12 protein-coding genes are annotated in these 20,412 nt (G+C 56.1%); all 12 read right to left on the reverse strand.

Features of this window, described 5'->3' with window-relative positions; translation table 11 throughout:
• Positions 1–2: 2 nt before the first annotated feature.
• Positions 3–695, reverse strand: a complete 693-nt coding sequence (locus tag PV433_RS24050; protein WP_332074572.1) for a CoA transferase subunit A — start codon at positions 693–695, stop codon at positions 3–5.
• A 542-nt stretch (positions 696–1,237) separates the two neighbouring features.
• Positions 1,238–1,405 carry a hypothetical protein gene (locus PV433_RS24055; protein WP_332074573.1) on the reverse strand — a complete coding sequence of 56 codons (168 nt, stop codon included), beginning with the start codon at positions 1,403–1,405 and terminating at the stop codon, positions 1,238–1,240.
• 162 nt (positions 1,406–1,567) lie between these two features.
• Positions 1,568–2,191 (reverse strand): hypothetical protein, encoded by a 624-nt coding sequence (locus tag PV433_RS24060; RefSeq protein ID WP_332074575.1) that lies wholly within the window; start codon positions 2,189–2,191, stop codon positions 1,568–1,570.
• An 896-nt stretch (positions 2,192–3,087) separates the two neighbouring features.
• Positions 3,088–6,240 carry an alpha-amylase family protein gene (locus PV433_RS24065; protein WP_332074576.1) on the reverse strand — a complete coding sequence of 1,051 codons (3,153 nt, stop codon included), beginning with the start codon at positions 6,238–6,240 and terminating at the stop codon, positions 3,088–3,090.
• Between the two features lie 10 nt (positions 6,241–6,250).
• Positions 6,251–7,771, reverse strand: coding sequence for a sulfatase-like hydrolase/transferase (locus PV433_RS24070; protein WP_332074577.1), 1,521 nt, complete (start codon positions 7,769–7,771; stop codon positions 6,251–6,253).
• Positions 7,772–7,839: 68 nt separating this feature from the next.
• Positions 7,840–9,108, reverse strand: coding sequence for a glycoside hydrolase family 125 protein (locus PV433_RS24075; RefSeq protein ID WP_332074578.1), 1,269 nt, complete (start codon positions 9,106–9,108; stop codon positions 7,840–7,842).
• Positions 9,109–9,163: 55 nt separating this feature from the next.
• The gene (locus PV433_RS24080; RefSeq protein ID WP_332074579.1) at positions 9,164–11,992 is read right to left on the reverse strand and encodes an alpha-mannosidase; all 2,829 of its coding nucleotides are present in this window, start codon (positions 11,990–11,992) and stop codon (positions 9,164–9,166) included.
• Positions 11,993–12,098: 106 nt separating this feature from the next.
• Positions 12,099–13,394 (reverse strand): sulfatase-like hydrolase/transferase, encoded by a 1,296-nt coding sequence (locus PV433_RS24085; protein ID WP_332074580.1) that lies wholly within the window; start codon positions 13,392–13,394, stop codon positions 12,099–12,101.
• Between the two features lie 21 nt (positions 13,395–13,415).
• Positions 13,416–15,005: an extracellular solute-binding protein gene (locus PV433_RS24090; protein ID WP_332074581.1), complete on the reverse strand. Its 1,590-nt coding sequence runs from the start codon at positions 15,003–15,005 to the stop codon at positions 13,416–13,418.
• Between the two features lie 83 nt (positions 15,006–15,088).
• Positions 15,089–15,982: a carbohydrate ABC transporter permease gene (locus PV433_RS24095; protein WP_442951569.1), complete on the reverse strand. Its 894-nt coding sequence runs from the start codon at positions 15,980–15,982 to the stop codon at positions 15,089–15,091.
• Between the two features lie 15 nt (positions 15,983–15,997).
• On the reverse strand, positions 15,998–16,954 hold the full coding sequence (locus PV433_RS24100; protein ID WP_332074583.1) for an ABC transporter permease: 957 nt from the start codon (positions 16,952–16,954) through the stop codon (positions 15,998–16,000).
• 992 nt (positions 16,955–17,946) lie between these two features.
• Positions 17,947–20,205, reverse strand: coding sequence for a helix-turn-helix domain-containing protein (locus PV433_RS24105; RefSeq protein ID WP_332074584.1), 2,259 nt, complete (start codon positions 20,203–20,205; stop codon positions 17,947–17,949).
• Positions 20,206–20,412: the final 207 nt, after the last annotated feature.

Here is a 20,412-nt window from a genome sequence, read left to right on the forward strand (position 1 = left end):
GATCATCCGCTCCTTGTCGTCCGTCTTTCGATTCGTTTCTGCTGGGCGCCCGTCACAAGCCGCTGCACATAAACGCCGGGCGTATGGATGCGGTCCGGATCGAAGGCTCCCGCTTCGTGCAGCTCCTCGACTTCGGCAATCGTGACCGCTCCGGCTGCCGCCATCACCGGATTGAAATTGCGTGCCGTCTTGTTGTAGATCAAATTCCCCATCCGGTCGCCCCGCATCGCGCGAATCAGGCTAAAATCGGCGGTCAGCGCGGTTTCCAGCACGTAGTCCTTCTCCCCGAACCGTCTCACTTCCCGGCCTTCGGCAATCGGCGTCCCAACCCCCGCTGGCGTGTAAAAAGCCGGAATGCCCGCCCCTCCGGCGCGAATCCGCTCGGCCAGCGTTCCTTGCGGCAGCAGCTCGACCTCCAATTCGCCCGACAACAGCTGGCGTTCAAACTCCTTGTTCTCTCCGACGTAGGAACCGATCATTTTGCGGATTTGCCGGTTGCGCAGCAGCAGTCCGAGTCCCCAGTCATCCACGCCGCAATTGTTGGAGATGACGGTCAGCCCGGATATCCCCGATTCGGACAAGGCCATGATCAGATTTTCCGGAATGCCGACGAGGCCGAAACCGCCGACCATAATCGTGGCGCCATCCGGGATGTCCGCAATCGCTTCGCGGTATGATTCGTATACTCGTTTCAAACGCTCCACCTTCCTTCTCACGTGTTCAGCTTATAGAGGTATGCAAATATCGTGCCAATTCGAAAAGCATCCAGCCGAAGCGTTCTCCGCGCGCGACAAACGTCCCTTCACATGCGGCAGCTTTTCTAAGTCCGGATAACTGCTCTCCGCTTTTTTATGCTTATGTGAAAGTAACTTGGGGCAGGCTCGAAATAACCGCTCCGGATCTTCAGCCCCGTTTCAAGTAAGGTGAGGAATTTACCCGGTTGAAGGAACGATTCCTCATTTCCGGAATTCCATTCCCGGTTAGCGGAAACAACTAAGTAAGGGGGGCCTTTACCCGCTTCAGTATGGTGAAGAAAAGGAACATTTAGGCCTTTTAAAAAGATCTCAGTCTCCACGTTACCGCGGATGTTAAGATCTTTTCGTTAAAAAATTGCCTCGTCGCTCCCCGGGCAGTTCCCGATGCGTGGTGTTGCGATTTATAGCGATGGGCCGCCGACCGTACGATCAGATCCGCGCAGCCAAAATGTGCGGCAGTTCGGCAAGCACCCGTTCACGGGTCAAGAGTCGTCGTAATTCCACTTCGCCTCGGCCAGATGAATGTTGCCGCCGCGAAAGGCGTGCAAGCTGCGCCAAGCGGCAATGTCGGCGAGCAGATGCGCTTTCCGCTTCGAGGAAGCTTCGCCCGAGACAAGCAGAAACAACCGATCGCCATCATAAACCGGCAATTCGTCCTCAGCGATTTCCCGGAACCTCTCCCCTGCCGCTACCAGCTGCTGCGCTCCAATACTATCAGCGTAACAAGTATGCAGTCCTTAATAGCTCCGGATGGGCTGCTAAAGAAGAACTTCTCCCATAAAGGGACAGGAGGGGTAACTCCCCTCCTTTTCTTATTTGGTTTTAGCTGGGTCAATTAAATAATTTGATAATTCTATATCTTGGATAACATTGTTTTCATCAACTCTGAACATTAGATACGGGTGATATACATTTTCTGTATAGGTACTGCCTGTAACCCAGTAGCCCGTTGGTTTTTCTTTATCTTTAGATATCTCAACTTTCTCGTAACTCTTAAGCAACTTATCTCCGGAATCACCAATACCAATGTTCGTATTTGTTTTTATGGTTGAGGGACTGTGCAATATGATGCTTTCAACTCCGCCTAAAGGCTCCTTCTCACTAGTACGATAAAAACGTACTCCCATATTCTCCTTTTCATAATACCATTCAATCTCGGGTGTCGAATGGACTTGGCTTTTTTTACTCGGTTCCCCCAGTAATGCTTTTACCTTATCCTGTGAGTCTCCAATATGAACGCCTCCGATCGAGGTGTTCTCTTTAGTTAATGGCCCCGGTCCTCGTTCAATGGGCCTCGTTTTGGTTTCTTCAATTTTTTCATTGCTTGTCGAATTGGCGGGGGTAGGTTGCTCAAACTTATTCGGCTTTGCTGAAACACAACCACTCAAAATTAAACATACAGCAGCACATGACAGTAGTCCGATTTTGATTTTCATTTTATCCTCCTGTTCAGGAAATTCATTATTAATTATCATTTTGTGATTACCTTTCCGGAGTAAAACCTAAACTACCGCCAACGTATCGAGATACCCAACATTTCATAACTGATTTTTCAAGAAATAAGTTGCTGCATTCTCGAATTTCTTAAAGATTAAAAAAAGGGAAAACCTCTTACATGAATTTCCGCCTTCTGTTTATTAGACTTTACAAATTATCTGTTTGGTTCACTAAGGTGCTTTCACTTGGGAGCCCGGAGTTATTCCAATGCTTGATCGTTGAGTGTGTGCTTAGGAACTTTGCATCTTTGCCGCAAAGGACAAGTCCTAAGTCCATAATCTTAGAACCCACTCGGAGATTGCTATAAACACCTGACTCTGCGTAGGAGGCAGGGGCGGGGACAGTTGCGGGGTAGCAGGATGCGGCGGTGGATTGGTGCGCCTTTTGTGTGCTTTGTGTATCTTGTTTTACCTCATTTGCCTTGTTTGCCTTGTTTGCCTTGTTTACTTTGTTACTTTGTTACTTTGCTTTCTCCCTATGTGTCTTGTTAGTCGGCGAGTCCTGTAATGTTACCATTCCAAAGTAACGGGTATGAGCATGATCGGCTGGAGACTTCGCAGAATGTTAACCAGTAGATCAGAGCCGCAGCCCCGAAAGCGGAGTGCCCCGCAGGTGAGCCAGCCTCGAATAGATGCAAAGACGTCTCCAAGTCCGCTAGTGAAGCGGAACAGGAGACGTCTTGGGGCATAACGACTCTATCAACACAGCAAGTCTATCAACATAGTGACTCTATCAACATAACAAGTCTATCAGCATAACAAATCCATCAGCATAACGTGTCTGGCAGAGGAACTGCAGCCCGTAGCCGGCGAACGATTGAAAGGACTGCGAAGGTTCAGCCGACCTTTACATCGACCTCATCCGGCCGGTACACGGCCAGCAGCTCGCCTGCGCGGTTCGTCGCAAACAGCATCGAGCGTTCGCTCTCGAGCTTGAAGGCATAGGTGCGGCCCGAAACCGGATCTTTCACCCGGATTGCGGCGCTGCGGCCGTACTCCGATACGAATACGTACAGCGATCCGTCGCGGAATTCCAGCTTGCGGCCGTATACGCCGGGCAACCCTCCGCCAAGCTCCCACTCCAATTCCGGGGCGATACCGCAATCCGCAAGCACGTGCCCGTACAGGGCGTTCACCGCTTCGCTCCGGTCGTTCAGCTCGACCGGCAAGCCGGTCCACAGCAGCCGGCCCGCTCCGAGCGCGACCTCCGTCAGTCCGGACGGCGCCTCCGCCTCATCCGTTTCCCGCCCGGAACCGGAGACCGTGACGGTTTCCTTGCACAGCTGCGCGATCTTGCGCTCCCCGAACGATAAGCGCACGACTGATTCCCCGACAGCCAGCTCCTCTTCACGCAGAACATTCCCGAGCATACGCGGCCCGAGCCGGTCCGTTAGCCGATCGACCGGCTGCCAATACTCGTTCAGCCCGGCCGGTCCGGTGAACAGCAGCGTGCCTCCCGCCTCGCTCACATGATCCATTAGCTGCCGCAGCGCCGCGTCGCTGAAATTGTGCGCGCTCGGGACGACGATCAGCTTAGGCGGATGATCCTTCAGCGCGCTCAGCTCGTATTCGCCCAAGGCGCGGAAATGCACATTCAGCTCGTAGGCGAGCACCCTCGTCAGTCGGCTCGTCGCTTCGACCGCGAGCCTACGGTTCGACAAATCGTTCGAATACGGGAACACGACGACGATCTCCTCCAGCCGCCGGTCCTCGAACAGATCGCGAATGGCAGCCATAAACCGTCCGAAGTCGTACGACACGTCCGCTTCCGGCTTCTGGGTGCCGTCCGCCCGCAATGCCCCGATATTCGATTCGTTAACGTTGTTCATATACATATTCGTATGCCACAGCCATTGCACCGCGCCGGCTCCGCCGGTCGAGAACGCGTACGCGTATTTGCGCTCCAAAATGTTGCGCAGCTCCGCTTCCGAGCGCTTCGCCCGGCCGTCCGGCGTCTCGACGTACATGATGCCGGTCTCCTGAATCAGGTTCGGCTTACGAGGCGCTTTGGCGAATATTCCGTCCCACACCAGCTGATCCATCAGCCACCACGAATGATTCGTCGTATAATCGACTGCGCTTTCGTACAGGAACGGCGAAGGCCGCTGGGCGCCGAGCGCCTCGTCCTGACCGACCGTGATCAGCCGGTCCGGAGCGAGCGTGCGGATCGTGGCGCTCAGCTCCTCCGTCCACCGGTTCAGCATCTCCATGCCGAACAACGAGTAGTCGAGCCAGCGCGTCCCTCTTTTGCCGGAATGCATATCCTGAATGTCGAAATTGATCTCCGACGGTTCGGGCGGCCGCACCGCTTCGAAACCGGGCAGCTCGGCCGGCGTATACCCCCATCGCTCCTGGAGCTCGCCGATCGTCGCATAGCGGGTTTTCAGCCATCCGATGTAGGCAGCCTGCTCATAAACATCCCCGCTGCTTCGCGGTCCTTCGAAAATACGTTTGGGATCGAACATCGACGGCTCGTTGATCAAATCCCAATGCACGTTCGTCGTCTCGCGATGCCTCGACACGATCGCCGCGATAAACCGTTTCTGCGCCGCCACGCTGCGCGGATCGAGGTACGGGTTCGTCCCTTCCCACAGCTCCGGCGTAAAGGCGAAGAAATTAAACGTCACCTCCAGGTCGTGCCGCTTGGCGGTCAAAATAAACGCGTCGATCGCCCGCAGCGCCTCCTCGGAAGGGTGTCCGTCCTCGTACATCACATTGCGGTAGCCGGTCCACAGCCCGGTGCGGATTAGATTGATCCCGGCGCGCTTCATCTCGGCCATGTCCCGGTCCCATACCGCTACGTTCGGCAGGAACAAAAACTTGCGCGCCACGTCCGACGTCATGTAGGTCATCCCGACGATCGGCAGCGGCCGGCCTTCCTTGCGGAAATAGTCGCGGCCGCATACGAGCGGTTTGCCCTGCGCCAGCAGCTCGCGGTCGAACCCCCACACCGCCTGACGCAGCACGCGCTTCTCTCCTGTGTCAGAGACGGCGGTCAGCTCGGCGCTGTAAAGCCCCGGGCTCAGCTCGACCGGAACGTGCAGCGGAATGACCGCCATCTCCCGGGAGCCGTTCCACTCGAACGTATGCGTCCATTCCGGCGCGATGCCGCCGTCAGGCGACGGCTTGCCGAAGCGGAACGTGCAGCTCCAGCCGCTTCCGGCGCCTGCGCCAGCCCCATCCGCCCGTCCCCGGCCGAGCTGCTGCATCTGGCAGCGAAACTTCGCCCGGTCTCCCGGTTCATAAGCGGCATACAGCGGCAGCAGCCACATCTCGGCGACGCCGTACGAGCAGAAGCGGGCCCATGCGGCAATCGCCTCCTCGCCCGCTTTCGCCCAGAAGCTGGACGTCAGCCGCTGGTTCACGAACAACCAGCGGCCGCCGGCGAATTCGCCCTTCGCATGCTCCAGCAGCACGACCGGCGCCGCCACCTCGCGGCCGTCCGCCGCAACGCCCTTCACAAGCGGAACCAGACGCGCGTCCATCGGTCCCGCCGATCCGCTTTCATGCGGAATATCGCTTTGCCGGGTGACGTGCATAATCAAGCTGCAGGTCGGCTCGATCGTCAACGTATCGATGTACGGGGAGGCGACAGGAATATCCTCGTTCGGCGCGAGCCGTTCGATCGGCAACGGGTCGACCGGCATCGCCTCATGGATCAGCAGCTGGCGATGGTAAGCCGTCTGTTCGGCCTCCACCGCCCACTCTCCGTCCTTGCGGCTTACCGGCAGGCGGAAAGGCGCTCCGCCCGCGCTAACCAAACCGCCGCCGCGCTTCAGAAACTGGAGAATCGCACGCCAGGCGAGCTTCGGAAAATACGGAGCGTGCATATTGACGAAGCAGCCGCCCTCGCAATCGTCGAGCGCCTCGGCCAGCCCTTCGGCGTCGACCAGGGAGCCGGCGGCGGCAAGCCGTTCGAGCTGCCCCATATCCGGAGCCTCGGACGCCATCGGGAAGCCCGGCTCGTAAAATAAAATCGTACGGTTCATTTCTTCCTCCTTACTGCTCGATACGCATCCGCTTGTACTGCCGCAGCAGCCCGTCGTCGTGCAACGTCATCCAATCCGCCAGCGCCTGCCGCATCCCGGCCAATTGATCCCCGTACTCCTCTTTGCCGACCAGATTGGTCATCTCGTACGGGTCCGCCTGCAGATCGTACAGCTCGTCGAGATCGCCGCAGTTGAACACGTATTTGTAATGATCCTTGCGGATCATGCGCTGCGTAAACATCGCCGCCTCCAACCCCGCCCCTTCGGTGACGATGCTGTCCGGCCAGTTCTCGACCGTTTCTCCCGCCAGCATCGGCGCGAACGAGCGGCCGTCGGTTCCTTCCGGCGGCGTTCCCGCCCCGGCCAGATCGAGAATCGTAGCGTGAATGTCGCACGTGCCGACGAAGCTGGCTTCCTTGCGCGAGCCGTCCAGTCCGGCAGCCGGCTTGACGATCAACGGAATGCGGCACGTTTCCTCATACATGAAAAACGACTTGTCGCACAAACCGCCGTGAATGCCAAGCGATTCGCCGTGATCGGCGGTAAAAATAATAATCGTATTATCGTACAGATCATGGCGCTTCAAATAATCAAACAGACGCCCGATCTGCTCGTCGATGCTGCTCATCGCCGCATAATAATGCTTGATATACGGAACAAAATCGGCCCATTCCTTCGTGTTGCCCCTCTTGATGCTGTGAATGGACGGTTTGTCCGAACGGTCGTCGTAAAAATTCGGCCAAGGCTCCAGCTCCACGTCTCGGTACAGGTCCAGGAAGCGGGTCGGCGCGATATAAGGCTCGTGCGGTCCCCAGAAGTTCAGCGAGAAGAAAAACGGCTTGTCCCGCTGGCGGAACTCGTCGATATAATGAATCGCCCGCTCGGTCAGAAAATATTCGACTGTCGACTCGACCGGAGACGTCAGCTCGGACGCATAATGCCATTCGAAATGACCGCTCACTTTGTTCTCCTCTTGCCAAGTCAAGCCGTTGTCCTGCAAATATTGGCGGAACTGCGGGTAGGTCATTCCCCCGCCGCCATGACCGGCGAAGTCGTCGCCTTCATAGCCGACGTCGGTCGGCAGCGACTTGATGCCCGCGGCAATATCCGCAAACTGCACATGCGCGAGATTGCCCCGCAAATATTGGCCCATCTCCGGCCCGAAGCCGAGATGCCATTTGCCGGTGTAACCGAGGCTGTAGTCTTGCTTCTCCAGCTGCCGGCTCAGCAGCCGCGGCGTATCCGGCAGCTCCTGCACCATGCTGCCCATGCCATAGCTGTTCGTCTGCATGCCGTGCTTGAACGGATACAGACCCGTTTGCATCGAAGCGCGCGCCGGCGTACATACCGGGCAGCTCGTATAGGCGTTGTCGAACACGACGCTTTCTTCGGCCAACCGGTTCAAATGCGGGGTTTGACACACCCGGCCCCCGTAGCTTTTCAACGTATCGACACGCTGCTGGTCGGTCTGGATGAACAATATATTCGGACGACGGCTCTCCGTCTTTTTCTGGCTCGTTGGGGTAGACATACGTTGGCTCCTTCCGGTTATAACGATTTTCATAATGGCAGTGTCTTCCGGCGTGCGGCTTGCGGCTGTTACGGCTTCATCCACTTGTATACAGCTTCGGCAAACAGACTGTTCGCCCAGGCAAACCAAGGACGCGTAAACTGGCCCGGATCGTCGACATGGAAACCTTCGTGCATAAATCCCGTCTCGGCGTCGGTCGATACGCAAGTTTCGATCAGCGCTTCCGCTTCGCCCGGATCGGTCGCCGTGAGCGCCTGCATCGACAAGGCGATATGCCATATATAACGGTCCGGCGTATGCGGGCTTCCGATGCCCCGGGCGGCGCTCCCTTCGTAGTAGTAAGGATTGCGCTTGCTCAGGATGAATCTCCGCGTATTTTGCACCACCTCGTCGTCCGCGCTCCGGTAGCCGATATACGGAATCGAGAGCAGACTCGGCACATTCGCATCGTCCATCAGGTTATGGTTGCCGAATCCGTCGGTCTCGTAAGCGTACATTTTGCCGAATTCCGGATGGTACACCGTGCCGTACGTTTCGATGCCGTACTCGATCTCCTCGGCAAGCCGGGCCGCATCCCGTTTCAAATAATCGTCTTGAAAGACGGCCTCGGCGATTTCCGCCACATGACCGAGCGCCACCGCCGCGAACATGTTCGACGGAATCAAGTAGCCGAACGTGCACGCGTCGTCGCTCGGACGAAAGCCGCACCAGGTCATGCCCGTATATTGCACCGGCATGCCTTGGCCGTTATTGCGCAGCGTGTCCGATTTCGGACCGGTCAGCCGGGTGAACCGGTAACCGGACTGCTCGCCATGGCGCTGCTCGGTCGTCCACAGGCGGATGATCGAGCGGACCGCCGCCCGGTACGATTCATCGAACACGCTTGCCCGCCCGGTCGCCTTCCAATACGCGTAAGCCAGCTCCAGCGGATAACACAACGAGTCGATTTCATACTTGCGCTCCCATACCCACGGGCTCAGCTCGGTCAGATCTTCCTCGTAACGCCGCCCGTTCGGTTCCTCGTTAAACGCGTTGGCGTAAGGGTCGATGCCGATGTAAAAAAACTGGCGGCGCAGCAATCCTTCGATCAGCGCCTGAAGCTCCTCGTCTTCCGCAGCCAGCGGCACATAGTGGCGGACCTGGGCGCTGGAATCACGCAGCCACATGGCCGGAATGTCGCCCGTAAAGACGAAGGTCGTGCCGTCGGCCAGCCGTTTCGTAGTCGTTTCGAGCGTATTGACGTAGCATTGTTTGAATAAACGAAGCAGCTTCGGGCGGTCGGCCAGTTTCGCTTCGGCCTCGCGCAGCAGCTGTTGAACAGCCGGGGGCATCGTCATCGTGTCTCTCTCCCTTGTCGATGTTTCCGATTTTACGGTTCAGTCCGAACCGGTGTCAGCGGGATACGCTCGCCGGGCGAATGCCGACCGTTACGATTTCGCAGCCGCCTGCCGTCAGCTCCGCTCCGTTCGCTGTCGCCAGCTCGGCACCGGCATCCTCCAAAATTCCGCTCCGGTAAGCCGATTCGGCTCCGATCGCCGCGCTCATCCGGAACGAAAGCTCCGTGCCGCGCTGGCCCATGTTGTACCATCTCGCCATCCAGTCGCCCGTCTGCTCGTTAAGCTTCAGGCTCGAGAACGCCATGCCCGCACCGCTCCATTGCAGGAACGACAGCGACGCCGGCAGCGGATGGCGATCCGCAAGTTCCCGTCCAGCCGCAGAGATGTTCTCCCGGATCTGGATCGTCTGCCACGGAATCTGGAATTTGTAGGCTTCCTCGTAAGCGGCGAACGCCGGCTCTTCCCCGCCGCCGTCATGCGGAATGACATACAGCTCGGCGGTGCAAGGCCGCAGACATTGCGCCTCGGGCGTCAGGAAGACGCCCCAGTCGCCCAGCTCGGCAACCGAGCGGACGAGCGTAACGGCAATCGTCGACCGGCCGTCACGTACAAGCTCGTACTCCTGCAGGCCGCGGTTCGCCACGGTCAGGCCGCTCGTCTCGTCATGCACACTGACGAAGGCGTGCTGGTGCTGGCAGTTGCTCGGGTTTTTCCATTCCGCCGAAGGTTCGTTGTCCCGTCTCGCCACCTCGAAGATCGAATCGGCATAATGAACGTTCGAGCGCGAATCCGTCGGAAACAGCATCCGCAGACGGTGATCCTTCGCCTTGTTGTCGAAGGACGACAACAGGCGGACGCCTTTGCCGTTTGCTTCCAGCGCGACGATCAGCCGCAGCTCCATCGGCACCGTCGCCGACGAACGGCAAGCCTTCCGGCTCGTGAAAGGGACCATGCCGGCGATTTCCGCTTCCAGCCGCTCGTCCGCCGAAGCGGGCAGCTCGATGCGATGAACGATTTCGAAAGCGGCGCGGTAACCTGCATTCTCCGTCAGGCGGATGTCGGCGGCGCCTCCTTCGGTCGTCCATACGGAGCCGTCGGCGGATTGCTTGTAAATGTATTCGTTACCGACATCCCCCGTATCTTCATAAACGCCGAGCCCCGCATAAATGCGTCCTGTGCGTTTTTCGGTCACAGTCAGCGAGCCGTCGCCTTCGATCTCTACTTTCAAATACCGGTTCTCCAGCGTCCGTTCCCCGGCCGTTACCCGATCTCCGGCGACTGCCGCAGCAGCAGCCTCGGTCCCGTCGACCTGATCCGCCGCTTGCCCCGTTACCCATGCATAAGTCCGGTATCCGAGCGCCGGCACCGCTCCGCTATGGAATGTCAGACGGATGCGGCGGCCCATGTACGGCTGACGGAACTTGTCGTCCGGCAAGTCGTACCCGAACTGGACGCCGAGGTCTTCCAGCGTATGGGGAACAGGTCGGCCGCTCTCGTCCACGAGCAACCCCGCCGGCAGCGGCAGAGCGCCCAGCTCACGGGCGAGCCGGTCCGGTGCGCCTTCGCTGAAATAGCTGCGTCCGACCGTCAGTTCGGCCGAAACCGTTCCTTCGTGCTCCCAGCCGGACGTGTTGAATACGGTGAACGGAAACGCGCTTTCGCCTGTCGCTCCATACCCGGCAAATGCCGACGTATCGATATGGCCGGTTATCGCCTGCAAGCTTTCGGCGATAACGTTCTCCGCCACCTGTCCGCTTTTCTCGAAGCGGGTCACCATCTCCCGGTGCACCTCGTCGACGCTGCAGCCGCATATGCTGTCGTGCGGATGGTTTTGCATCAGCGTCTTCCAGCCGTATTCCAGCCAATGCGAAGGATACGGATGGCCGAGAGAAGCCGCGAATACGGCGAGCGGCTCCGCCGCTTTCTCCAGTAACGTCTGCACCTTATGGTTCATCTGCTTCAGATACACTCTCGCAGATGCCGTATTCACCAGCGTATACCAGCCTTCGGTCCGCTGGCTGCGCAGCTCCCCCTCGATCACGGACAGACGCTCCGGCATCGTCGCTTTCACCGCTTGCACATACTCCTCGAAGCTCGAGTGGACGAACCGGGTATCCGGATACAGACGCTCCGCCGTCCGGATCGCCTCTGTCAAGTCGGTCTGTACCGGCTGGTGATCGCAGCCGTTCATGAACAGCAGGTGCGGCGTGGAAGCGAACTTCTCCGCTTTGTCCAGTCTGGAGTCCCAGTAAGCTTTCGCCTGTTCCGGATCGACAGGCACTTCCATGCCGTTGCAATACCAATTGGCGAACAAAATGCCGAGCACCGACGAGCCGTCCGGAGACTTCCACATCATCTCGGAATACGGCGACTCGTACTCACCCGCATCCCCTACCGAGTTATTGAAGCCGGTCGGCGTTACGCCGCGGCCGAACACGGCCGTATCGATGCCCGCCTGAAGGAGCAGCTGGGGCGCTTGCCCCATATTGCCGAACGAATCGGGGAAATAGCCGATTTTGCACACGACTCCCTCTCCGTACTTGGCGGCGTCGCTATGGCCGTATTGCAGGTTGCGCACGTTGGCTTCGCTGCTCGTCAAAAATTCGTCCTGGAGCACATACCAGGGCCCGATAATCAGACGTCCTTCGCGGATATGGCGGGCCAGCCGCTCTTGCTGCTCCGGGCGAATCGCCAAGTAATCGTCCAATATGATCGTTTGCCCGTCCAGATGAAAGCTGCGGAACGACGGATCGGCCTCCATCGTATCGAGCAGCGTATCCATCAGTTTAACCAGTAAATGACGGTGCGTCTCGAACGGCAAATACCATTCGCGGTCCCAATGCGAATGCGAAATAATGTGGGCGGTTTGCTTGCTGCTATCCATTCCGATTCCTCCTTGTGAAAGAGAAAAGAGAGGCGAGCCCCTCTCTTCTCCGACCTTCTTCATGTAAGCCGCCTCAGCGAGGGAGGCGAATCTGCCAAATACTCCGTTACTCGGCGGGAACAAGTCCCGCATACCAATCGCGCACATCCTTCTCCAGACGCGACGCCAGTTCGGGATATTCGTCCTTCCGATTAACGCGTTCGCCGGGGTCCGCTTCCAGATCGGACAAATGAACCGCGTCGGGCTGCGTCCGGTCGAAGTCCAGCTTGCCGCCGAGCACCAGCTTCCATTTGCCTTCGCGGACCGCGAGCTGGCTGCCGTATTCCCAGAACAGCTGGCGGTGCGGCGTAGCGGCCTTCTCGGTCACCATCGCCACGACGCTGCTGCCGTCGATCTCTCCGGCCGCCGGAGCCGCCAGCCCGGCGAATTCGAGCGCGGTCGGCACGAAGTCGGCCATCATCCCGGCTTCTTCGCATACTTGCCCGGCCGGTATCCGGTCCGGATAGACGAGGATAGCCGGCTCGCGAATGCCTCCGTCGAACAGGCTCGCCTTATGTCCCCGAAAGATGCCGGCGCTGCCGCCGTAATAGACGTCTTCCGTGCCGTCCAAATAATTGCGCGCCTCCGAAGACGGACCGTTGTCGCTCGAGAAAAAGACGATCGTATTCTCGTATACCCCGGCCCGCTTCAACGCGGCTACGATGTCGCCGACCCCGTCGTCCACCGCCGAGATCATCGCCGCCATCAATTGACGGTCGCGCGGCAGATGGCTGTAACGCTGCATATATTTGTCCGGCGCATGCATCGGGTAGTGCGGAGCGTTATAAGCCGCGTACAGGAAAAACGGCTGCTCGCGGTTGCGCTCGATAAATTCGACCGATTTGTCGGTAATGAGATGCGTCATATATTCGCCGTCGTGCCATACTTCCTCGCGATTGCTCCACAGGTCGTGCACCGGATTCACATGCGGCACGCCCCAATAAAAGATATGCGAGTAGTAGTCGATACAGCCGGCATGAAAGCCGAAATATTCGTCGAAGCCGCGGGCGTTCGGCTTGGCGCCTTCCGCGGAGCCGAGATGCCACTTGCCGTGCAGCGCCGTGCGGTAACCGGCCGGCTTCAGCCTTTCGGCCAGCGTCTTCGCCTCCGGCTTCAGTCCTCCGGTTCCCCGCTTGCCGCCGAGAATATGGCTGACTCCGGCTTTTGCCGGATACAGTCCGGTCAACAAAGCAGCGCGGGACGGCGAGCAGACGGGCGAATTGGAGTACCAGTCGGTGAAGCGCACCCCATCCGCCGCGAGCGCGTCCAGATGGGGGGTCCCAATCGCGTCGGACCCGTAACACCCCAAATCGCCGTACCCCAAATCGTCGCAGTAAATGACTACGATATTCGGCTTTGACATAGCGATCACACCTTTACAGCATTATTTGTTTTTGTTCCAGCGGTCGTAAGCGTCCTGGTAAATTTTCAGCATTTCGTCGAGGCCCATCTTTTTGATCGTGTTCACATAGTCGTCCCACTTCGCGAACGGCTCCTGGCCGACGATGAATTTCGCTTCCATCTGCTCCACATACGTCTTGATGTCGGTTTTGACGACGTTCAGACGCTTTTGCTCTTCATTGGTGAAGTACACGTCCGGGTAATCCATCTTGGCGTATGGATTCAACTTTTCGTCGACCATCTTGTTGTAATCCAAACCATTGCCGTTGTCGCGCTTCGAGTCGAACTCTCTCTCCTTGATCAGCGGAAGCTGGCCGCCTACGTCCGGCGTAAGCTTGGCGCGGTATTCCTCCGGATTCACGCCCTCCGGAGAAACGAACGTCCATTTCGTCTTGGCGTCGTCGAGCCATTTGTAGCTGTTGCCCAGGAAGCCGAGCCGGCTGCCTTCGTCCGAATACAAGTAATCGACCCAACGCATCGTCGCTTCCGGATGTTTGTTGTTGCTCGTGATCGCAAACGTACCGCGGCGGATATTCGATGCGCGCTTCGTCAGCTTTTCGCTGTTGAACTTGCTCGTAAGCGGAGCGAGCATCGGATGCTTGTAGTTGTCCTCCGGCTTGGCCACCTTCAGCACGAGATCGGGAGCCGATCCTACGAACGCGCCGATTTGATTCGAATTGCCTTTGGCCGCCATTTGCTGGGACGTTTGCACGAACATTTCGTTGTCCAGCAGCTTTTCGCTGAACAGCTTGTTCAAGTAGCTTATATATTCCTTGTATTCGTTCTGAACTGGGTTGAAGCGGACTTTGCCGTCCTTCACTTCCACTTCGCGGCCGAGCAGGCCGAATGCCGGAAGCAGGATGCCATCGAGGTTGTTCAGCTTAACGTTGGACATCGGAATTTCGTCGGCTTTGCCGTTTTTATTCGGATCGCCGTTTTTGAACTGCTTTAACAATTCGTAGAACTCGTCCGTCGTCTCCGGCACCTTCGTAATGCCGAGGCTTTCCATCCAGTCGCCGTTCAGCCAGAGCCGGTTCGGGACGAACGCCCGCGGCTGGTCGATAATGAGCGGCAGCGCGTAAATATGACCGTCCATCGTCGTGATCGACTTCTTAATATCCGGATTAGCTTCCATCCGTTTCTTCAGGTTAGGCGCATATTTCTCGATCAGCTCTTCAAGCGGGATCAGATACCCTTGGCTGCCGTAGGTTACTTCATCGTCCGGAGTAAGCAGCGAGTTGAAAAAGACGTCGGGCAGCTGGCGGCTTGCAAACGCGAGGTTTTTCGCCTCCTGGTAGTTCGCCTGTGGCGGAGTGTTGAACTCGAATTGGATGTTCGTCATTTTTTCCATTTCCTTGAACAACACCATTTCGTTCCAAGGTCCGTGGATAGCCGCCTTCGATCCCATCATGTTCAGCGTTATTTTTTCGTTTACGACCGGGTATCCTTCGGCATTGAAATTTTTCGCCTGTCCGTTCTCCGCCTTCGGCTCCTCGGTTTTCCCGCTGCAGCCGGCCAGCAGCACGGCGCCTCCCACAGTCGTAACCATAATCGTCTTCAACCATTTCTTCATCTTGCTTAACCCCTTCCCATATCGGTATCTATATGAAGAACGGCTAATCGCCGTAGTTCACGAACTTAGACGGCGGCTGCGGCTCAGCCTTTGACCGAACCGATCAGCACGCCTTTCATGAAGAAGCGCTGCATAAACGGATAGACGATAATGATCGGCAAGCTCGATACGATCATGACGGCGTATTTGATAATGTCCGCGATCCGTGCCTGCTTCGCCATCGCTTCCATGTCGTCGCCCGTCATCAGCATCGCGTCGCTCATCTGATTCTGCACGAGAATTTCCCGCAGGATCAGCTGAAGCGGGTACAAGCTGCGATCCTTCAAATAAATGATCGCGCTGAAGTAACTGTTCCAGTGCGCCACCCCGTAATACAGCGCCATTACGGCGATGATCGGAGCGGACAAGGGAAGCACGATTTTAATGAACAGCATCGTATTGGAACAGCCGTCGATTTCCGCCGACTCCTGAAGCTCCCGCGGGATATTCATCTGGAAAAATGTGCGGCAGATGATCAGATTGTACACGGCAACCGCATTCGGAATGACGAGCGCCCATACCGTATTGAGCATGCCCAGTTCGCTGACCAGCAAGAAGGTCGGCACGAGTCCGCCGCCGAAAAACATCGTAAACACGATCAGGCCCATCATCGGCCCGCGTCCCAGCAAATCTTTGCGGGATAACGCATAGGCGGCGGGAACGGTAAACAACAGGTTGATGAACGTGCCGCCCAGCGTGTACAGCACCGTATTGCGATACCCCGACCAGATTTCCGGGTTCTGGAAGACGCGCTTGTATCCTTCGAACGTAATACCTCGCGGGAACAGCCACATCTTCCCTTGATTGACATAGACCGGATCGCTGATCGAAGCGCTGATGACATAGATGATCGGATACAATACCGCAATAAGCACTCCCAACAGAAACAATTTGTTAATCAGATTGAACACGCGGTCCGACCACGATTCTCTAATCATTATTACCACCCTCCCTTACCATAAGCTCGTTTCGTTTACCCGTCTGGCGATCCGGTTTACGGTAAGCAGCAGGATAAAGTTAATCACCGAGTTGAACAGGCCGATCGCAGCCGAGAAGCTGAACTGGCCTTGGACGAGTCCGCTCCGGTATACGTAAGTGGAGATGACGTCCGATGTTTGCAGATTTAACGGGTTTTGCAGCAAAAATACTTTCTCGAATCCGACGGACATGAAGCTGCCGACATTCAGTATAAGCAGGATGACCATCGTCGGCACGATGCTGGGCAGATTGATATGCCAGACACGCTGCAGCCGGGTTGCTCCGTCCATCATCGCCGCTTCATGCTGCTGCGGATCGACGCCGGCGAGCGCGGCCAAGTAGATGATCGTCCCCCAGCCCATATTCTGCCACACGCCCGACATAACGAATACGGTCTTGAACCAGCCCGGCTCGGTCAGAAACGGGATGGGCTCGCCGCCCAGCGCTTTAATCACCAGATTGATAATACCGCTTCCCGGCGCTAGAAATGCGATGATCATCCCGGCCATAACGACTACGGATATAAAGTGAGGCGCGTACGTGATCGTTTGCACCCATTTTTTGAACGCTCCGTTTTTCAGCTCGTTAATCGCCAAGGCCAGCAGGACCGGTACCGGAAAACCGACAATCAGCTCGTACAGGCTGATCCCGATCGTATTTTTAATGAGGGTCCAAAAGTAGTAAGAATCGAAAAATCGCTTTAAATGTTCGAGCCCGACCCATGGGCTGTTCCATATGCCAAGACTTGGCGTGTAATCCCGAAATGCAATCTGCAGACCGTACATCGGGAAATAATGGAAGACGATAAAATAAGCAATTGTCGGCAGTACGAATATATACAGCTCCCAGTTTTTGCGAATCGACTTCCAACCGCTGTTTCGCCGCGATGCGCGTTCGGTGCCTTGAGCGAGCGGCTCCGTTTTGACTGTCATGGATGTTTCTCCCCTCCACCTTCGCGGTCTATGTTAGCAAGCTTATCCCGGGATAGCGCTTTCGTAAATTTGTTGTTCGTGCAGCCGACTTGTCTCCCATGACATCCGTTGCGGCAGTAAGGATTGCGGTGTATATATGTAAATTTTGAGGCCGATTGTCATTCGGAAAATTGTCCGAATCGGGCATATTCGGGTGGTTGTTGAGAGGTTCAACCGTTTCGGACAATGAGAAAAGTCCCGGACCGGAGCGTATCCGGTGAACAAAGTTCGACAAAAAGCCGGCTCCCCGAAAACGAGATTCGGGAGACCGGCTTCTTGAACGATAACGCGTTCCGGCGCCAAGTATGCTGCTTGCTGTATGGACCGGGAGCGAATAAAAAAGATTTCCCCGCCAGCGGAAGCCAAGCGGGGACGTGTTACGTACAACTATCACACTTTACGTTTTCGAATGAAGATGATACCGACATTTACAAGACTGCTCAATATAAAAGCTGCCGTGTAAAGAACCAAGAAGACGAGTATATTCAAGGAGTCGGTATACACAAAAAACGACACAATGGAAGCGATCACATATAACCCAAACCCTACAGCAAGCGACTGTACCAATAAAGCGGATTTCTTAAAAACCTTGCTTCCTCTAAAGATCGCAAAACATACAGGCACAATCAACACGATTGCCAGCAAACTCAAATTAATAAAACCTTCTAAATCGATGTGGAACCCCCCTTAATATGCAAACCCACTAAAATCCATGAAAAACGGACTTAACTATCATACAGCTGCAACAGATAACCTTAATACCTTGTAACACTTTATAAGTGTCCGAAATTACCTCCGCAAGATAGATTCGACACTTTACGATCCATTCCTTCGCCAATGATGGATACTCACCGGATTAATTGTTGCGCAACACGGTCCGATTTGGCTCCATGCACGCCGACAGTCCCGTTATGTTGGTGCAAGAACTGGAGGGTGACCCGCTCCGCCCTGGATTAAGAATACAGCTTTCTAAACTGTCCAGGGGTCAGCCCCTCCGACTTTTTAAATTTACGCATAAAGTTAGGGACGTCTGCATACCCTACGCTCGCAACGATATCTTTGATCGGAATATCCGTCTCTTTGAGCAAGCGCTTCACTTCCTCCATGCGCAGATGGGTGACATAATCGGTAAACGTATAGCCGGTCTGCTCTTTCATAAAGCGGCTGAAGTAAGAAAGCGACATTTGAAAATGATCGGATATTTTCTCCAGGTTCAGATCGTAATCTTTGAAATTGGCCTGCACATAACTCCGAATCCGGTCGCCAAGCTCGCTGTTTTTGTTTTCTTTATTGGCATTCACATGGTTGCATATATCTTCGATTAAACTGTACATGCCTGCACCGAGCTGCTCCAGTGTCGTAAATTCGGTCAAGCCTTGACGGTGCTCCGGTTGAATATTCACCTGCAATTCGTTCATCGTCCGCAGGAAGGTGTTGATCAAATCAAAACACATGCAGCGCAAATAAAACAATGACACCTGTTTGTCCCGCAAATCGTTCATCAAGCTGTCGAGTGCCGCTCCGGCCGCCTCTTTGTTGCCCTGCTTCATGCTCTGGACAAGACGGATCTGCTCCTCGACGGAATACCAGTCATTGCTTTCCTGCCATTGCGACAGCTCGTCGAAGAAAATAATGTCACCTCTATGAGCCCGCATATTGTGCTCGATCGCCGCAGATGCCTCGATATAGGACCGGTTGGCCTCAAGCGGTCCGGATACCGGAGTGCCGACGCCGATCGCAGGCTTGATGCCGCAGCACGCCTCGAACTGCCGGGCAATTTCCCGGGCAATGTGCTCCTGAAGCTCTCGGGTTGCTTCTTCCCCGCCGGTAAAGGCGACCAGGATGACGATGGCGTTGTCCTGAATCATCTCGACTCCGTAGCCGACCGCTTGAGGCAATTCCACTTCGCTTAATAAACAGAGCAGTTCCTCCCGGTTTTGCGTTGAGACATAGTCGTTCCCTTCCATCGATACAACGGCCACAAAGCATGTTTTTCCGGAAATCGCCAGATTTTCCCGCTCTATAAAAGTATCGACTTCGCTAGCGTCGCGCAGCGCACCCCTGAGCAGCTTGACGAAAAACTGCTCGCGCACGATCGGACGCTGCTCATCGATCTGCTCCATCAAATCTTTAGTCGCCCGCACCGTATCGCGGATCAAATCGAGCTCGTTGCCGCGCCGCTCCCCGCTTCCTTGCAGCCGTCCGGCCAGCGGACGCACATGCTCGGCGATATGGCGAATCGGCCGGTATTGTCTTGTAGAGAGCAGGACCGCCGTGGCGATCCCGAAAGCGACGACAGCGAGACAAATGAGAACGATAAAGGTACGCATCTCCAGCACGCGCCCGAGAAACTGGCTTGTCGGCATAACGACGACATACGACCAGCCGCTTACCTCGGACTTGACCTTCATCAGCGAGTAGCGCTCGTTATCGTAAGAGACGTCGTGGACGCCTTCTCCGACGTAAGCCTCAGACAGCTTGGCCGCTTCGGCATCGGTCAGCTTGATCTCACGGCTGCGCGAAGCGATGATTCGCCCTTCCGTATCGGATACGTATACGCTTCCGTTAAAATCGCCGAGAATCGGCCCGACCAGATCGGTCAGCATCGACTCGCGGATCAGAAAAAGAACCGTCGCATAGGGCGACTGGCTGTTGCGCGGGATCGGGAACATGTAGGTCAGCACGTTTTGCGCGTTCTCGCTTCCCGACAACTGGGCTTGAGCCCGGCGGATCGCGGGAAAGCGGGTTTCGTTCAGCTGCGCGCCCAACCGGGCTCCGTCCAGATCGGTGAACCGGTACACTTGCTTCGTAAACGTATCCAGCGAATTCATGCCGTTTGAGGAGTAGAGCCGCTCATCCCCGTGAAAATAAAGGGCCAGATCGTCAACGATCGTATTGTTGGCTTTATACTTGCCCAACTCCTCGATCGCTTCAATTTCTTTATATATTCCGCTTTTCACCATAAATGGGGTCAAACGGGTATCGATCGATATCCGGGACGCCGTGTTGTCCAATCCGCGCGCGATCAGGTCGAACGTATTCATAACCTGAGTCAGCTTATACAAGCTGGACGACTCGGTTTCGCTCTTAAAACGGACAACGGCGTTATAGTAGACGACGCTGCTAAGGACGATAAACGGGATCGCGAAAATGAGCACATGCGACAATAAAATTTGCTTGAATAAACGGGAGCGCTTTCCGCTTTGTTTCACCGGGTTGTCCTCCTTTCGCGGTCAGTCGTCGTAGTCCATTATAAGCAAAAAAGTTCTCTTCGTACAATCAGACGCCCAGCGGCCGGTTGTCCGGCAATGGACGCCGAGCGGATCGCTCCTAATGAAACGGATGCAGACCAGTTCTAAGCGAAGCGCGACTTGTCCTCCGCCAGCGTTGTCAGTAATAACCGGTGAAAAAGTTCGAAA

Origin of the sequence: Paenibacillus sp. GYB004 (genome assembly GCF_036577605.1) — a bacterium.
GTDB classification, from domain to species: domain Bacteria; phylum Bacillota; class Bacilli; order Paenibacillales; family NBRC-103111; genus Paenibacillus_AB; species Paenibacillus_AB oceani.